We start from the raw sequence: 17,931 nt of genomic DNA on the forward strand, positions 1-17,931 counted from the left end.
CAACCTTAACGTACCGCAAAGAGCCAGATTGCAACTAATGCTGCCAGGAATACTGTCTCACTAACCATCAGTGCGATCGGCTTCCAGCCAAGCTCAGAAAGCTCTTTAAATGATGCCTTCATACCTAGCCCAACCATCGCAATAATCAGGCACCAGCGAGAAAGTTCGGTCATACCATCCAACACAAGCTGAGGAATATAACCGGTACTGTTAATAGTCACGATAATAATGAAAGCAACTAAAAAGCCTGGCAGAGGAAGCTTAGAAGCTCCCTCTTTCTTAGCGCCTCCGTTATTACGGGCTACCAGTAAAGAGATTACAACGACCACAGGCACCAGCGCTGCTACACGTAATAATTTGGTAAAGGTTGCTACATCACCGACATCGTCCGACATCATATAGCCGGCACCGACTACCTGGGCAACATCATGGATAGTAGCTCCCAGAAAGATACCACTCTCTGTTTCAGTCAGATTTAGCCCCGTAACAACCAGCGGATAAGCGATCATTGCGACTGTACTCAGAGCTGTCACACCAATTACTGTAAAAATAAGATTGCGCTCTGAATCTTTATCTTCAGGTAACACTGCGGACACGGCCAGAGCTGCGGACGCACCACAGATACCGACAGAGGCGCCGGATAAAATACTTTGCGATTTACTTAACTTAAGCCACTGACCACACAAATAGCCAAACAGAATAGTTGCCGGCACACCGACAATAACAATCGCGATCGGGGTAAAACCAAGGCCTAACAGCTGTTCAAAAGTAATACGCGCACCTAACAGCGCAATACCGAAACGTAACACCGACTTAGCCGCAAACTGAATACCCGCCATACAACGGCCTTCCTGGGACAGGTAGTTAAGTGACATCCCCATCAACAAGGCATACAAGATAGTCGGCCCACCATAATGTTCCGACACAAACTTAGAGGCCATCCCCACAACCAGACAAAGCATAAAGCCAGGCATTATTACAGATAGCCATTGTTTTGCTGCATCAGTAGAAAGTGGCAGCTGCTTTTGCATACCTGACATAGGTATCTCCTGAACTTTATAAAACCCTTAAGGATTTATTGATATAAGTATCCCAGTATATGGTTTGCAGATAATACCGATAGAGACAGAAACAGCTCACATTTAGATCCAGTCATTTTGATACAGCAAAATATTGCCTGAATCCCCAATAAGAAACTTCATTCTGGTCCTGAGATGCATCCATTTCTGGCACTAATCAGACCCGTAATTCTATCGCTATAGTTGGTCAGCAGATCGACTGATGCGCCCGGCAGATATTAACTAGCCGACATACATCAGTAACAACAAAAAATAATAAGGTGGTCGTTCTATGTCCGTTAACTCTTCAAGTAACAGTGATATTGCCCTGAGTCGTAGCGCACAGGTTGATGAAGCTTCAGTACAGCCATTTCCAAGCTCCCGTAAGGTATATATCGAAGGCACCCGCCCGGATATCCGCGTACCTATGCGTGAAATTAGCCTGGATGATACGCCGACTGATATGGGTGGCGAGAAGAACGATCCTCTCTACGTATACGATACTTCTGGTCCTTATACCGATCCTGAGGCTGTCATTGATGTACGCAAAGGTCTGGCACCATTGCGGGCTGGCTGGATCGAAGAACGTAACGATACCGAACAGTTAGATGGTCTGAGTTCTGAATACGGCCGTGGTCGTGAACAGGACCTGCGCCTGGATCACCTGCGTTTTGAACTGACACGCAAGCCACTGCGTGCTAAAGAAGGCGCTAACGTCACCCAACTGCATTATGCCCGTAAAGGCATCATCACGCCGGAGATGGAATACATCGCCATCCGCGAGAATATGAAACTGGCTAAAGCCAAGGCTGAAGGCAATGTGGTAGCGGAACAGCATCCGGGGCATAGCTTCGGTGCTAAGCTACCCGAAGAGATTACACCGGAGTTTGTACGTCAGGAGATCGCCGAAGGTCGCGCGATTATCCCGGCCAACATCAACCACCCGGAAGTAGAGCCGATGATTATCGGTCGTAACTTTTTGGTCAAGATCAACGGTAATATTGGTAACTCTGCACTGAGTTCCTCCATCGAAGAAGAAGTGGAGAAGATGACCTGGGGTATCCGCTGGGGTTCAGACACCATCATGGATCTGTCCACCGGTAAGAACATTCACGAAACCCGCGAATGGATCATGCGTAACTCGCCGGTACCTATCGGTACAGTACCGATTTATCAGGCGCTGGAAAAAGTCAGCGGTGTAGCAGAAGATCTGACCTGGGAAGTGTTCCGTGACACGCTGATCGAGCAGGCTGAACAGGGGGTGGATTACTTCACGATTCATGCCGGCGTACTGCTGCGCTACGTGCCGATGACGGCGAAGCGGATGACCGGTATCGTATCCCGTGGTGGTTCGATCATGGCGAAATGGTGTCTGGCGCACCACGAAGAGAATTTCCTTTATACCCACTTCGAAGAGATCTGTGAGATCTGTAAAGCCTACGATGTTTCCTTCTCACTGGGTGATGGTCTGCGTCCGGGCTCCGTTTACGATGCTAACGATGAAGCTCAGTTCGCCGAACTGGAAACCTTAGGCGAGCTGACTAAGATCGCCTGGAAGCACGATGTTCAGGTGATGATCGAAGGCCCAGGTCATGTGCCGATGCACATGATTAAAGAGAATATGGATAAGCAACTGACCGAGTGTCATGAAGCACCATTCTATACTCTTGGACCACTGACCACCGATATCGCACCAGGCTATGACCACATCACCTCCGGTATCGGCGCGGCGATGATCGGCTGGTACGGTTGCGCGATGCTTTGCTACGTAACCCCGAAAGAACACCTGGGTCTGCCGAACAAAGATGACGTGAAGACCGGTATTATTACCTACAAGATCGCGGCCCATGCGGCTGACCTAGCGAAAGGTCATCCGGGTGCCCAGATCCGTGACAATGCGATGTCTAAAGCACGTTTTGAGTTCCGCTGGGAAGATCAGTTCAACATCGGTCTGGACCCCGATACTGCCCGTGCGTACCACGATGAAACCCTGCCGAAGGAATCCGCTAAAGTGGCGCACTTCTGCTCTATGTGTGGTCCTAAGTTCTGCTCGATGAAGATTTCACAGGAAGTGCGTAACCTGGATTCGACCGAAGTGGCAGCAATGCAGGCTGCAGCGGAGAAAGGCATGCAGGAGAAATCGGAAGAGTTTAAAGAAACCGGCGCGGAGATCTATCATAAGATCTAAAAAACCGAACACGTTGTTTATACGATGCGGCTCCGCCGCGTCCGAGCACTACGTTTGTCCGAACGTTGCTACGCAACTTGTCCGGAATTGATTAAGTTCAAAGGCGTTTTCACCACAGAGAACACGAAGGACACAGAGGAAGAGCGAAAAGAACTTTATGATTAATCTTTTCTCAGTGCCGTCTGTGGTAAATCGTTTTTTTTCGGACGCGGCGAAGCCGCATCGGACAAACGAAGTGCTCGGACAAGCAAAGCGATCGGACTTCGATGTTTTAACAGATCCACCATGGCGAACAATCTCAGACTATCCCGACCACCATCGTGATAGAGCTGGTAACTGGGTAGCTTACTTAGTTACAGCTATTGTTCGCCTTTAGCCATCCTGGCCACACTATCACGGCACACCGTATAGCTATATATCCCCAGCTAAGAGTCGTGATAGTGATTTTTTCAGAACGATTAAGTTAGAGCTAAATACTTATATAAGTGCTTAGTAGATAGGCTATTTAAGCAATGAGCCTAATGAAGCCGGCGGCAGCTCTTCTAAAGGCATTGCACGAAAACGCTTAAGCTGCTGCTTCTTATCACTAAGATCGCCTTCCAACACACGGCGTTCAACCAGATTAAGATAACGATCCACCATCTTCAGACGCCCTTCTCTGCGTTCCTCGTCGTCACGGGCAGTCTCAAGGAAGAGTTGCGCCAGATTAAGTACCGCTGCATGATTATTAAAATCAAAATCCACTGCCGCACCAAAGGACTTTATCGCCTGACCGACTTTGCCTGACAGATAATGCTTAATACCCATCCGGTTAGCTTTGTCACTCATTTCAGGATTCTGCTGTTTACCATGGACAGCAGCATCTTTCTTAACCGGTTTAGGCTTAGGCTTCTCAAGTACAGGAACCGCATCGCCGGACATAACAAGCAGTTCCCGATCAAGGTCTATTGGGGTTTCTAACTGGCGGTTAACTAATTTAGCCTCCCGTAGGAAGCGCTCTTTATCTTTATTCTCGCCGATATCACCCGCCAACTGACTGCGAATCAAAAAGGCTTTAACCTCCGACTCAGTATCCGCTGGGAAATTCTTACGGGCATTAACTAATAAGCCATCAATCTCACGTTCAATCTGTTCCTGGGTAATTTCATCAACCGCCTTTACTTCCATACGACGAAGATTAGCTAGTTTTAAGTAGGGCTCAGCTGAACGATAGCAACTGTGTTTACCCAGACTGATAGAACGACGAAACGCTCCTTTGGCCAGATCCATCTCCTGAGTCTGAATCGCAACACGCCCTAACTCCATCTGTCGTGGAATTCCCAACGGTGACTTAACTGTGGCCTGCTTCAGGGTTTCTCGCGCTTGTGCCAGATCCCCCATCTGTTCATGTACTATTGCCAGAAGATCATAAGCCGCTATCAGCAATGGGTTGTCCAGAATCAGTTCCTGCAACAGCTGTTCGGCCGCCATCAGATCATCCAGACCAACATAGGCCTCGCTCAGATATAAGCCAGCCTCTTTATCCTTTGATTCCCAATAGATGCCATCAAGCAACTCCCGGGCAGCATCATACTGACCAAGCTGAAGCAGCAATGAACCCCTGACTTTTTGCAGGTGGTCATATTCAGGATGTTTTCGATCTATCAGGGCTTCACAAATTTGCAACGCCTGGTTAAGTGCGCCGGACTCAATCGCCAGATCAACCGGACGCAGAGAGATTTTACGCCGGACTATATGATCAAGACGGTACTTCAGTTCTTCAATAGAGAACGGCTTAGTGATCAGATCATCGGGATTGCTATCGATGGCATGCAGAATGACTTCCTGAGACGAATCACTGGTCATACAGATCCAGGCGGCGCTGGGCTTTATGTAACCACGAAACCTTGCTTCTTCAAGAATCTGAATACCCGTAATACTATCGCTGGAATTATGACCTAACAGAATTACATCGAAATCGTTCTGAATGATCAGCGGAATAACTTTGTCATTGATAGTAATGGCTTTAACGTTACTAATGCCCAGCTCTCGCAGCATATAGTAAATTGTTGCGCGCATATTACCGCTACTATCGATTAACAGGACATTCTTGTCACTGTAATCAATGTGGTCGCCGGTGGTTTTATTGCGTAAAGCGGTCACTAGTTATCCTGATCCTAAAATCCTTTGTCAGATCAAGTATAAAAGGCTGTTGGTCAGGGAGGAAGTAAAAACACCCCAAAACGGGGCCAGTTTATTGCGGGCAAAAAAAAGCACCGGGTGTAGGGTGAAACACACGGTGCTAAATACAGTTCTATGCTGTGGGAACCATAGTATCGGGTTCAGTGATAACAGTTACTGATCCATGTCAACACTCATGACCATTAACCACATATTATCTACAACTTTTGACTAAGCGCTGCCACAGTGGTATTCCAGTACACTACCCCTAAGGGAATTCCCATAAAAATAAAAGAATTCAGATACCTATGACTACAGCATTTATTTCTCACCAGGACTGTGGGCTGCATAATATGGGTCCGGAACATCCGGAAAGCCCTATTCGGCTGTTGGCAATTCAGAAAGTATTACAGAAAACCGGACTGATTGAGCAGCTTAAACAGATGGAATCTGTGCATGTGACCCCGGAACAGATTCAGTTGGCACATGCCAACCTGCATCAGACCCGGCTGGAGATGAAGCAACCCTCTGAAGGCGTGGTATACGCTGATGAAGATACTGCGCTTTGTCCGGACTCACTGCATGCTGCCAGCCTTGCTGCAGGTTCAACTGTGTTGGCAACTAATCAGGTTTTAACTGAGAAAGTCGATAATGCATTCTGCGCTGTACGGCCACCGGGCCATCACGCTGAACATAACGCCGCCATGGGCTTTTGCTTTTTCAACAATGTCGCTATTGGCGCTATGCATGCGTTGTTACAGCCCAATGTAAATCGCGTGGCTATTGTTGATTTTGATGTACACCACTGTAACGGCACCGTCGATATCTTTAAAGATAAGCCTGAAGTTCTGGTTTGCTCTACCTTTCAGCACCCGTACTATCCGGAACGCTACTCCGATATTCAGCGGGATAATATCGTCAATTGTCCGATCGAGGCCCACACCCGGGCATCAGTATTCCGTGAACAGTTAGAAAAACACTGGCTGCCTGCTATCCAGAATCATAAGCCTGACATTCTGTTTATCTCTGCCGGTTTTGACGCCCATCACGAAGACCCGATGGCGGATCTGAATCTGACTGAGGAAGACTACCGCTGGGCAACACAGTTGTTAATGGATGCAGCACGCACTACCTGCGGCGGACGAATCGTCTCCGTGCTGGAAGGCGGTTACAACCCCGTAGCACTGGCATTTAGCGTGCAGGCGCATATAGAAGTGCTTGCCGGTCATTGATTAGCTGGACGTCGCTACGCGACTTGCTAAATCTTCTAGCGAACTCGGTCTAACCAGAAAAACAAAAAACCGCCACTAGGCGGTTTTCTTTTAAGCATCGGAAGGCAACGGCTTTCTAATCACTATCAGGAGACACTACTTTAACATGCGGTGCAGTCACCTCTAGCCAGGAAACCTTGTTTACCAGTCTAAGCTTAAGACACAAAAAAGGCTGCCATAGGCAGCCTTTTTTAAGTATCGAAGCGCTTAGCCAACGAACTTGATCATCACACCTGCAGCAACCGCGGAGCCGATTACACCGGCTACGTTTGGTCCCATCGCATGCATCAGCAAGAAGTTCTGGGAGTTAGCTTCCAGACCCAGCTTGTTAGATACACGTGCCGCCATAGGTACTGCGGATACACCAGCAGAACCAATCAACGGGTTGATGGAGTTACCACCTTGCATCTTGTTCATGATCTTAGCCATGATTACGCCACAAGCAGTACCGATACCGAATGCAACGATACCCAGCAACAGGATGCCCAGTGTTTCTATGTCCAGGAATTTATCTGCAGACAGTTTAGAACCAACAGACAGACCCAGGAAGATAGTTACGATGTTGATCAGAGCGTTCTGAGCAGTATCACTCAGACGGTCAACAACACCACACTCACGCATCAGGTTACCAAAGCAGAACATACCCAACAGAGGTGCTGCATCCGGCAGTAGCATTGCTACCAGCATCAGCAGAACGATCGGGAACATGACCTTTTCAACTTTAGAGATATGACGCAGCTGAACCATAGAGATCTGACGCTCAGCATCAGTAGTCAGTGCACGCATGATTGGCGGCTGGATCATAGGAACCAGAGCCATATATGAGTACGCAGCTACTGCGATTGCACCCAGCAGATCCGGCGCCAGCAATGAAGCTACATAGATCGCTGTAGGACCGTCAGCACCACCAATGATACCGATTGCTGCCGCATCCTGGATAGAGAAGTCCATCAGACCTAAAGTGGTCAGACCGACTGCACCCAGTACCGTAGCAAAGATACCAAATTGCGCTGCAGCACCCAGGAACAGAGTCTTAGGGTTAGCCAGCAGAGGACCGAAATCGGTCATCGCACCAACACCCATGAAGATCAACAGGGGAGCCGCACCGGAAGCGATAGCTATGGTGTAGAAGTTATACAACATACCATTGTTATAGCCTGCATCATTCGCTGCATATACAGCGGCAGTATGAGCCTGGGCAGTGGAAGAGTTATAAGCTTCTTTTATTGCGTATGGATCAGCAGAATCCAGACCCAGCGAAGACGCCAGAGACTGAAGTACTTCAGGGCCACCCAGATGCAGAGCATTTTCTACCGCAGAAAATGCCAGACCCGCTTCAGGGATGTTGGCCATGATGCCGCCGAAACCGATCGGAACCAGCAGCAGCGGCTCGAAGTTCTTGCTGATCGCAAGAAACAACAGCAGCAGGCCGACCGCGATCATCACGATCTGACCAGGACTTACATTGTAAATCCCGGACGCATGCCAAAGGTTAAGTAGGTTTTCCATGAAAGAACCCGCCCTTATGCCAGTGTCAGCAGACTGTCACCAACCTGAACAGTATCGCCTTCTTTAACATCAACAGACACTACAGTACCTGCACGAGCAGCACGTACTTCAGTTTCCATCTTCATCGCTTCCAGGATAACCAGCACATCGCCTTCCTGAATAGCCTGACCCGGAGACACCTGTACTTTCCAGATGTTACCAGCCAGCGGTGCAGGAACAGATTCAGCAGGACCCGCAGCCGGTGCAGCAGCAACAGGTGCAGCCGCTGGAGCAGCAGCGGTGATATCGCCACCTTCAGAAACCTGAACAACGTAGTTCTGACCGTTAACGTTGATAGTGTAAGTCTGTGGACCAGTATTCTTAGGTGCAGCCATTGCTAGGGCGTCCTCTAATGTAGGTGCGGGTTCAAATGCGTCTGGGTTACCGCGATTTTCAAGGAATTTAAGACCAACTTGTGGGAACAGAGCATAAGTCAGAACGTCATCAATTTCGTTCTCACCCGTAGCCAGGCTTGCGCCTTTCTCAGCGGCCAGCTCTTTAAGCTCAACAACCAGCTTATCCATTTCAGGCTCAAGCTGATCAGCAGGACGACAGGTAATTGGCTCACCACCATCCAGTACACGCGCTTGCAGATCGGCGTTATAAGGTGCTGGAGCAGCGCCGTATTCGCCTTTCAGAATGCCCTGAACTTCTTTAGAAATAGTTTTGTAGCGCTCGCCCATCAGAACGTTGATTACCGCCTGGGTACCAACTATCTGAGAAGTAGGTGTTACCAGCGGGATCATACCAAGGTCTTTACGAACCCTTGGGATCTCAGCCAGTACGTCATCAAACTTATCAGAAGCGTTCTGCTCACGTAGCTGGTTTTCCATGTTGGTCAGCATGCCGCCCGGTACCTGTGCAACCAGGATACGGGAGTCAGTACCACGCAGAGAACCTTCGAACTTAGCGTACTTCTTACGTACTTCACGGAAGTAAGCAGCGATCTCTTCCAGTTGCAGCAGATCCAGACCGGTATCACGATCGGTACCCGCCAGTGCAGCAACAACAGATTCAGTCGCTGTATGACCGTAAGTCATGGACATAGAGGAGATTGCAGTATCAACACGGTCAATACCGGCTTCAACAGCTTTCAGGATAGTCATGTCAGACAGACCAGAAGTTGCATGCGCATGCAGCTGAACTTCCAGATCAGTTTGTGCCTTCAGACGAGAAACCAGGTCGAAACCATCGTAAGGCGTCAGGATACCTGACATATCCTTGATTACGATAGAATCAGCGCCCATATCTTCCAGAGTTTTAGCGTACTCTACCCATGTATCATTGGTATGTACTGCACTCTTAGTATAAGAGATGGTGCCCTGAGCATGCTTGCCAGTCGCCTTAACTGCTTTAACAGCAGTTTCCAGGTTACGTGGATCGTTCATCGCATCGAAGATACGGAATACGTCCACACCATTGTGGGCAGCACGTTCTACAAACTTATTAACTACATCATCAGCATAATGACGATAGCCCAGCAGGTTCTGGCCACGTAGCAGCATCTGCTGCTTAGTATTTGGCATAACCTTCTTAAGTTCACGAATACGCTCCCAAGGATCTTCGCCGATGAAACGGATACAGGAGTCAAACGTTGCTCCGCCCCAGCTTTCGAGGGACCAGAAGCCAACTTTATCCAGTTTTTCAGCGATTGGCAGCATGTCATCCAGGCGCATGCGGGTAGCAAACAGAGACTGATGTGCGTCCCGTAGTACTACGTCGGTAATGCCAAGAGGTTTTTTATCGGACATGGGTATAGGCCTTTTGTCGATTATTGCTCTTTAAGTTAAATTCTTTTCTTCGCTACAAATCAGTTCTTGCGGTACTGATGTACTGCCGCAGTCATAACCGCGATCAGCTCATCACCACCAGCTGGAGCTGGTGCAGCTGCAGGTGCTGCTGGTCTAGCAGGCTGAGGGGGTGCCTCAGGAACTACTTTTGCAATAACTTTAGACATAAAGCCTGTTGCAAAAACCAGCAAGGTTAGGAATACGAATACGAATCCCATACCAAAGACCATCAAACTCAGGCCTTCTGACATTAGATTATCCATCTAACGGGTGCTCCTTCTTTGTACGAAACCCATAAGTCTGTTGCCGGCTTGTGGCCGCAGTACATCCCCGACAAGGGAATAACCGGCTGCAACAAACAGATGAACGTTAATAAATGGCCAACAATTAAACCTGAAATCCCCGCTTCAGGCAATAACTTAGGTCAGTATATGGCGCAAAAAGTGCAGAGAACGTCTGTAAATAAACTACAAAAAACGTCGAACATGCAACCATTTACCATATTAACTAACCTGAGTTCTATATCAGTTTTTACACCTCAGGACGGTACACTTTTACGTTCTCAAAGCCCTTATCCTGTAGGTTTTGAGCATGCATCTGACTCATCACTCCTTTATCGCAATACAGGAGATATTCCTTTCCCTGATCCAGTTCTTGGAATTTTGTTTCAAGATTAAAGAAAGGAATTATCAGTACTTCCGCCTTAGGCATATTCAGCGGTTTACGCTCTTGCTCATTGGCAGCACGAATATCAATAATGACCTGATTAGCCCCGACTTTAGTCATCGCTTCGATATCTGCATGTACATTTATATCTTCGACAATTTTGTCGATCGCTATGATCTGCGCGTTCTCCAGGGCTTTATCCAACACCTCGTAATCGAAGTTTGCTTCTTCTTCTTCGATACGCTCAAGCTTGGCATTGGTGGTAGGCCGATCAGAGATAACACCGCAATACTCAGGAATATTCTTCGCCATATCAAAGGCGCCGATCCGTTTAGTGATATCTATAATGTCCTGCTTATCCATAGTCACCAAAGGACGAACAACCAGCTTGCTGGTCGAGGAATCAATAATCTGCAGGTTTGGTAACGTCTGGCTGGATACCTGCGCGATACTTTCACCGGTTACAATAGCCGGGAGCTTCATGCGATCGGCGACTTTTTCACCGGCACGCATCATCATACGTTTCAGTACCACACCCATCTGAGAGTGATGGACATTTTGTAATATTTCTCCAACCACTTCATCAAAGGGTACCGAGATAAATTTAACCCGCGCGGCAGTACCGTATTGCTGCCATATATAATGGGCAATCTGCTTTACACCGATTTCATGAGCGCGACCACCCAGGTTAAAAAACAGGAAATGGGTTTTACAGCCCCGACGCATGGTCATATAACTGGAAACGACCGAATCAAAGCCTCCTGAAATTAGCGACAATACTGCTTCCTGACTGCCTAATGGATAACCGCCCAGACCCGGATGTTTATGAGAGATCATAAACAGATCCTGCTCACGTATTTCCATCTTCACTTTGATATCCGGATTATGCAGATCCACGCCTGCCGTATCGCAATGTTGTAACAGCCCGCCACCGACATAGCGTTCAAGATCACCGGATTTAAACTCATGCTTACCACTGCGCTTTATCCGTACAACAAAGGTTTTACCTTTAATCTTATCTGCATAAGCCGCTTTAGTGATCTGAAATACATTATCAAAGTCGCCCAGCGGATGTTGAACCACCTCCAGAAAATGCAGAATGCCTGGCGTACGACTCATCAGGTCAATGACCTGCTCGCGCAGTTCAGCGTCCTCAGAGGGCACTTCAACTTCAACTTTATCCCACAGACCACGTACTTTGATATCGTTATCCAGACGTTTCAGAGTCACCTGTAGATTTGACTGCAAACGCTGAATAAAGCGTTTACGTACAGGCTTGCTCTTAATGGTAATTTCCGGAAACAGTTTAACGATGAACTTCATGATCAGTATCTACACAGGACTAAAAGGGCGGCCATTATACATTGCCCGACTAAGGGTACAAAATTACTAAGACGGCAGCTTCAACATCTTTATTGAAAAGCTAAACTCTACTGAATTATTTATACTCCGATGCTCACGCTATAGCTTGCCCCGCGAGTGTACAGATACTTTGGATGGTGCTTATATCCTGCTCATAAAAAAAGAGGCCGAAGCCTCTTTTATAAGATACCAACAAACTTACCACTCAATTTTTTCAATACCCTCAAAGGTCAGCTCACTGCCGTCAGCCATAGTGACCACACCCGACGTATCCGGATTAAGTTCCAGCGCTTGCGCTGCCAGATCATATTCAAGCTCCTGACCATCCACTGTAATAGTCCAGGGGTTTGACGGATCATCGGAACCATCAGTTCCTAGCTGAACAGTATCGGCCCAGCCGCCACCGGTGCCTCCAGAGAAGTGATCATTACCCTCAAACGGGTTAAATATGTAGGTGTCGGCGCCGTCACCACCCGTTGCAGTATCATTACCCAGACCACCAGACATCAGGTCATTGCCGGCATCGCCATCCAACTCATCATTACCCTCACCACCGATAAGCTGATCATTGCCATCTTTACCGTGCAACTTATCGTTGCCATCACCACCAGACAGATAATCATTACCGGCATCACCATCAAGATGATCATTACCTGCTCCACCATAGAGGGTGTCATCGCCATCACCACCCTTAACATGGTCATTACCATCACCCGCATCAACAACATCATTGCCGCCTTTCGCGTCAATCTTGTCATTACCCGAAGCATCGGTAATGTGATCGTCTGAATCAGAGCCCTTCAACTTATTATCATTGCCGGAACCACCCTGAACCTGATTCATGCCTGAGGTATCAGTATTTTCCTGGGCATACTGCGAGTAATCGATACCCGTTGACTCAGATGATGTTCCCTTATCCCCGGCATCCGTTGCTTGTTTAGCATCAGGAATATCCACAGGCACGGTCGTCGCTGTCGTTTCTGTGTCTCCACCTCTGGACTCAGTCGCTGTAGCAGATACCGCAAGATCAAAATCTGTACTACCTTCAGGTACCGACAGTGTTAGCCCCGTCAGCTGAGACGAATTTAATGACCAGCTACCATCACCATTGTCGGTACCTGCTGAAAGCGTTGCGCCAGCAGGTATACCACTAACAGTAACAGCCAATGACTCACTACCATCCAGGTCGGTTAGAGAAGCTGAAATATCCAGAGGATAATCATAAGTAGAAGCACCACCGGAAACCTCACCTACAGCAACTAACGCCGGAACTGAGCCAGCCGAAAAACCGCTTCCTGATACAGATATGATTGAAATATCATGCCCACCAATTTGATCAGCAATAGTATTTCCAGCCTCAATACTATTCATACTCCAGTGACCAACAGGCTGATCACTGTCTGTCGCATTAGCAGTATCAAATATCTTTATCTCGCCAATCTGACCCGATAAATATTCACCACTATCAAAACCACCGCCGACGCTATCCTGCTCCTGCCCGATGATAAATGAACCATCGTCATCAAAGCCTGAGAAATCCTTTTTAAAGCTATCCGTTGCGACAACCGTGCCATCAATACTATATTCAATAGTGCCACTGTCACTAATAGAGATGCTCAACTGATGCATTTCACCGTCAAACAGCAGATCATTACTTAAATCACCTGTCTTTTCATCAACGCGGTCTGCGTCTAACTCAATGTTAAATTTTCCATTCTTTTTCGGTGATAACTCCAGCCTAAATGCATTATCGTCATTACCTGTAGCGTAGGAGATCAGAGGTGTTGTATCAGACAGAGCACCATCAAACTTAAGATCCATCGTAATGGTTAGTTCATTCTGCCCCGCCAGCAGCTCCCCACCATTCTGAATAAGAAGAGCATCATTATTCCCTGAGCCGTTTAGCTCAAGAGCATAGTCAGTGACACTTTCTGCCACTTCCGTCGGCGAACCCAGGGTAACATTCAGCTCAGGTGCTTCAGCCGTAGTATCTAGTGAAAAGCTAACGGTATCCGTAGCTGTATTTTGATCACCGGTTGATGATTCAGTTGAAGTGACAGAAACTGACAGGTCAAAATCTTCTGTGACTGTATTTGCAACTGTAACCGTCAGCCCTTCCAGGTCATTCTGCTCCAACGACCAGCTACCATCCCCATTGTCCGCTCCCGCAGACAGAGTTACTCCATCTGGAATATTGGATACAGTGATACCTGATAAAGACTCAGAACCATCCAGATCACTCAGGGATGCGCTTATATCTAAATCATACACAGTCTCCTGATCAGCCCCCAGATTAACCGTCAGATTGGGAGTCTCCGCAGTCAGATCTTCAAACAGGTCATTGACCTGTAAATTAAAGTTTTCATCGTAGGTATTTCCATCTGAGTCAGTCACTCGTACGGTAACATCATGATCCTCAGCGGTTTCAAAATTAAGATCGGCACCCTCTTTAACCCGAATCTCATTTCCAACAACTTCGAAACGACCACCGGCGTCATCAGTCAAACTATAACTAAAGGTTTCTCCGCTATCCTGATCAGAAGCAGACAGTGTTGCCACAACAACACCGGCTGTTGAATTTTCATCCACCGAACCGCCACTTAAGGTGATATCAGTCGGACCTTCATTGAGGTTATTCACACTCAGATCAAAAGCTTCGTCGTAGGTATTACCGGCGCTGTCTTCCACCTGCACGGTGACGTTGTGGGACTCGGCCGACTCGAAGTCGATATCCGCCCCCGCCTTAACCCGGATCTCATTGCCGACGATCTCGAAGTTACCAGAGGCATCAGTCAGGCTGTAGGTGAAGGTCTCGCCCGCATCTTCGTCCGCAGCCGCCAGGGTCGCAACAACGGTTCCGGTTCCTGTATTCTCATCCACCGAACCGCCACTTAACGTGATATCAGTCGGACCTTCATTGAGGTTGTTTACGCTCAGATCGAAAACTTCGTCGTAGGTATTACCGGCGCTGTCTTCCACCTGCACGGTGACGTTGTGGGACTCAGCTGATTCAAAATCGATATCCGCACCCGCCTTAACCAGGATTTCATTGCCGACAATCTCGAAGTTACCAGAGGTATCAGTCAGGCTGTAGGTGAAGGTTTCGCCTGCATCTTCGTCCGCCGCGCCTAATGTGGCCACCACAGTGCCGCCGGTAGCATTTTCATCTACCGAACCGCCCGACAGGGTGATATCCGTTGGGCCTTCGTTGAGGTTATTCACACTCAGATCGAAAGCTTCGTCGTAGGTATTACCGGCACTGTCTTCCACCTGCACGGTGACGTTGTGGGACTCAGCTGATTCAAAGTCGATATCCGCACCCGCCTTAACCCGGATCTCATTGCCGACGATCTCGAAGTTGCCAGAGGTATCAGTCAGGCTGTAGGTGAAGGTCTCGCCTGCATCTTCGTCCGCAGCCGCCAGGGTCGCAACAACGGTTCCGGCTCCTGTATTCTCATCTACCGAACCGCCACTTAAAGTGATATCAGTCGGACCTTCATTGAGGTTATTTACGCTCAGATCGAAAGCTTCGTCGTAGGTATTACCGGCGCTGTCTTCCACCTGCACGGTGACGTTGTGGGATTCGGCCGACTCAAAGTCGATATCCGCACCCGCCTTTACCCGGATTTCATTGCCGACGATCTCGAAGTTACCAGAGGTATCAGTCAGACTGTAGGTGAAGGTCTCGCCTGCATCTTCGTCCGCAGCCGCCAGGGTCGCAACAACCGTACCGGCCGCTGAGTTTTCATCAACCGAACCGCCACTTAACGTGATATCGGTCGGGCCTTCGTTGAGGTTATTCACACTCAGATCGAAAGCTTCGTCGTAGGTATTACCGGCGCTGTCTTCCACCTGCACGGTGACGTTGTGGGACTCGGCCGACTCGAAGTCGATATCCGCACCCGCCTTAACCCGGATTTCATTGCCGACGATCTCGAAGTTGCCTGAGGCATCTGTCAGGTTATAGGTGAAGGTCTCGCCTGCATCTTCGTCCGCCGCGCCTAATGTAGCCACCACGGTGCCGCCGGTAGCATTTTCATCCACCGAACCGCCACTTAACGTGATATCGGTCGGACCTTCATTGAGGTTGTTTACGCTCAGATCGAAGTTTTCAGAATAGCTGTTACCGTCAGAATCGGTTACTTCCACGCTAACGCTATGCAGTTCAGCCGACTCAAAGTCGATATCCGCACCGTCTTTCACCTGGATCTGGTTGCCCACGATCTCGAAGTTACCAGAGGCATCAGTCAGGCTGTAGGTGAAGGTTTCGCCTGCATCTTCGTCCGCAGCACCTAATGTGGCCACCACAGTGCCGCCGGTAGCATTTTCATCTACCGAACCGCCACTTAACGTGATATCGGTCGGGCCTTCGTTGAGGTTATTCACACTCAGATCGAAGTTTTCAGCGTAGCTGTTACCATCCGAATCGGTCACTTCCACGCTAACGCTATGCAGTTCAGCGGATTCAAAGTCGATATCCGCGCCATCTTTCACCTGAATCTGGTTGCCCACGATCTCAAAGTTGCCTGAGGCATCGGTCAGGTTATAGGTGAAAGTTTCGCCTGTATCTTCGTCCGCAGCGCCTAATGTAGCCACCACAGTGCCGCCGGTAGCATTTTCATCTACCGAACCGCCCGACAGCGTGATATCGGTTGGGCCTTCGCCCATATTATTTACAGTGAAAGTGGCATTTTGCTCATAGCTTCCACCGGCTGAATCCGTTACCTGAATTGTTACTTCGTGTTGCTGAGCCGATTCATAATCAATATCCGCCCCCTCTTTAACACGAACCTCATTACCAACAATCTCAAATAACCCTGACTGATCATCGGTCAATGAGTAACTGAAGTTCTCGCCGCTATCAACATCGGTGGCTTCAAGAGTCGCAACAACTGTACCAGCAGAAGCACCTTCATCTACAGATGCACCTGTAGTAATAATTGATGATGGCTGATCGTTGGTACCCTGCACATCGATGGTAATCATCTGTTGTGCACTACCCCCATCACCATCGGTCACAGTTACCGGCACTTGCAGTTGCACACTGTCAGTAGAAGACAGGCTATCGTACGCACTGTCGGTAGGATCAAAGCTGTACTCACCGGTATCGCTATCCAGCGTAAAGCCCGCAGGCAGATCACCGTTAGCGGTGTAAGAAAGATCAGTACCCGCATCCACATCGGAGCCACCCAGGCTGCCGGAGATAACGGCATCACCTTCGTTTACTTCGCGGTTTACTTCAGCACCCGCTACCGGCGCATCGTTGGTACCGGTTACTGTTACCTGAATCTGTTGGGTATCAGTAGCACCCTGCTCGTCAGTCACGGTTACCGGAATCGTCAGTACCTGGGTATCGCCCGCATCCATCGACTCGTAGGCTGCATCGGCTGGATTGAAGCTGTAAGAACCGTCACTTTCTAACGTGAAACCAGCAGGTAGATCCGCACCGCCGGTCACACTGAAGCTCAATGAAGCAGCATCATCAACATCCGAAGCTGTTAGCTGACCAGAGATCGCGGTATCGCCTTCATCGACAGAAGCGGTTACATCCGCACCCGCTACCGGCGCATCATTGGTGCCGGTTACCGTCACCTGAATCTGTTGGGTATCAGTCGCACCCTGATCATCGGTTACTGTTACCGGAATCGTCAGTACCTGGGTATCACCCGCATCCATTGACTGATACGCATCGTCCGCAGGATTGAAGCTGTAAGAACCGTCTGACTCTAAGGTAAAGCCAGCAGGCAGATCCGCACCGCCGGTGACACTGAAACTCAGGCTGGCTGCATCATCTACGTCGCTGGCACTTAACTGACCCGAGATCGCGGCATCGCCTTCATCAACGCTCGCAGTGACATCGGCACCGGCTACTGGTGCATCATTGGTAC

Annotated in this window: 9 protein-coding genes; 2 read left to right on the forward strand and 7 right to left on the reverse strand. The window is 48.7% G+C overall.

Translation table 11 applies throughout. From position 1 onward, the window contains the following. Nucleotides 1-5: 5 nt before the first annotated feature. Nucleotides 6-1,040, reverse strand: coding sequence for a YeiH family protein (locus EHS89_RS11260; RefSeq protein WP_211340325.1), 1,035 nt, complete (start codon nucleotides 1,038-1,040; stop codon nucleotides 6-8). A gap of 310 nt (nucleotides 1,041-1,350) precedes the next feature. Here EHS89_RS11260 and thiC point away from each other — a divergent pair, with 310 nt between their 5' ends. Then, nucleotides 1,351-3,246: a phosphomethylpyrimidine synthase ThiC gene (gene thiC, locus EHS89_RS11265; protein WP_124926246.1), complete on the forward strand. Its 1,896-nt coding sequence runs from the start codon at nucleotides 1,351-1,353 to the stop codon at nucleotides 3,244-3,246. A 501-nt stretch (nucleotides 3,247-3,747) separates the two neighbouring features. On the opposite strand, the gene EHS89_RS11270 is transcribed toward thiC, so the two are convergent. Then, nucleotides 3,748-5,388 carry a response regulator gene (locus EHS89_RS11270; protein ID WP_229753668.1) on the reverse strand — a complete coding sequence of 547 codons (1,641 nt, stop codon included), beginning with the start codon at nucleotides 5,386-5,388 and terminating at the stop codon, nucleotides 3,748-3,750. A 326-nt stretch (nucleotides 5,389-5,714) separates the two neighbouring features. On the opposite strand from EHS89_RS11270, the gene EHS89_RS11275 reads away from it, so the two are divergent. Then, nucleotides 5,715-6,638, forward strand: coding sequence for a histone deacetylase family protein (locus EHS89_RS11275; RefSeq protein WP_124926247.1), 924 nt, complete (start codon nucleotides 5,715-5,717; stop codon nucleotides 6,636-6,638). A 246-nt stretch (nucleotides 6,639-6,884) separates the two neighbouring features. Here EHS89_RS11275 and EHS89_RS11280 read toward each other — a convergent pair whose 3' ends face one another. The 5 genes from EHS89_RS11280 to EHS89_RS11300 form a co-directional block, all read right to left on the reverse strand. After that, nucleotides 6,885-8,186 (reverse strand): sodium ion-translocating decarboxylase subunit beta, encoded by a 1,302-nt coding sequence (locus EHS89_RS11280; RefSeq protein WP_124926248.1) that lies wholly within the window; start codon nucleotides 8,184-8,186, stop codon nucleotides 6,885-6,887. 14 nt (nucleotides 8,187-8,200) lie between these two features. Next, on the reverse strand, nucleotides 8,201-9,976 hold the full coding sequence (oadA, locus tag EHS89_RS11285; RefSeq protein WP_124926249.1) for a sodium-extruding oxaloacetate decarboxylase subunit alpha: 1,776 nt from the start codon (nucleotides 9,974-9,976) through the stop codon (nucleotides 8,201-8,203). Nucleotides 9,977-10,035: 59 nt separating this feature from the next. Then, nucleotides 10,036-10,278, reverse strand: coding sequence for an OadG family protein (locus EHS89_RS11290; protein ID WP_124926250.1), 243 nt, complete (start codon nucleotides 10,276-10,278; stop codon nucleotides 10,036-10,038). Nucleotides 10,279-10,546: 268 nt separating this feature from the next. Then, nucleotides 10,547-12,004 carry a tRNA uracil 4-sulfurtransferase ThiI gene (thiI, locus tag EHS89_RS11295; RefSeq protein WP_124926251.1) on the reverse strand — a complete coding sequence of 486 codons (1,458 nt, stop codon included), beginning with the start codon at nucleotides 12,002-12,004 and terminating at the stop codon, nucleotides 10,547-10,549. 237 nt (nucleotides 12,005-12,241) lie between these two features. After that, nucleotides 12,242-17,931: cadherin domain-containing protein (locus EHS89_RS11300; RefSeq protein WP_211340326.1), on the reverse strand; the 5,690-nt coding region annotated here is incomplete at its 5' end.

This window comes from Amphritea balenae (assembly GCF_003858655.1).
Classification (GTDB): Bacteria; Pseudomonadota; Gammaproteobacteria; order Pseudomonadales; family Balneatricaceae; genus Amphritea; species Amphritea balenae.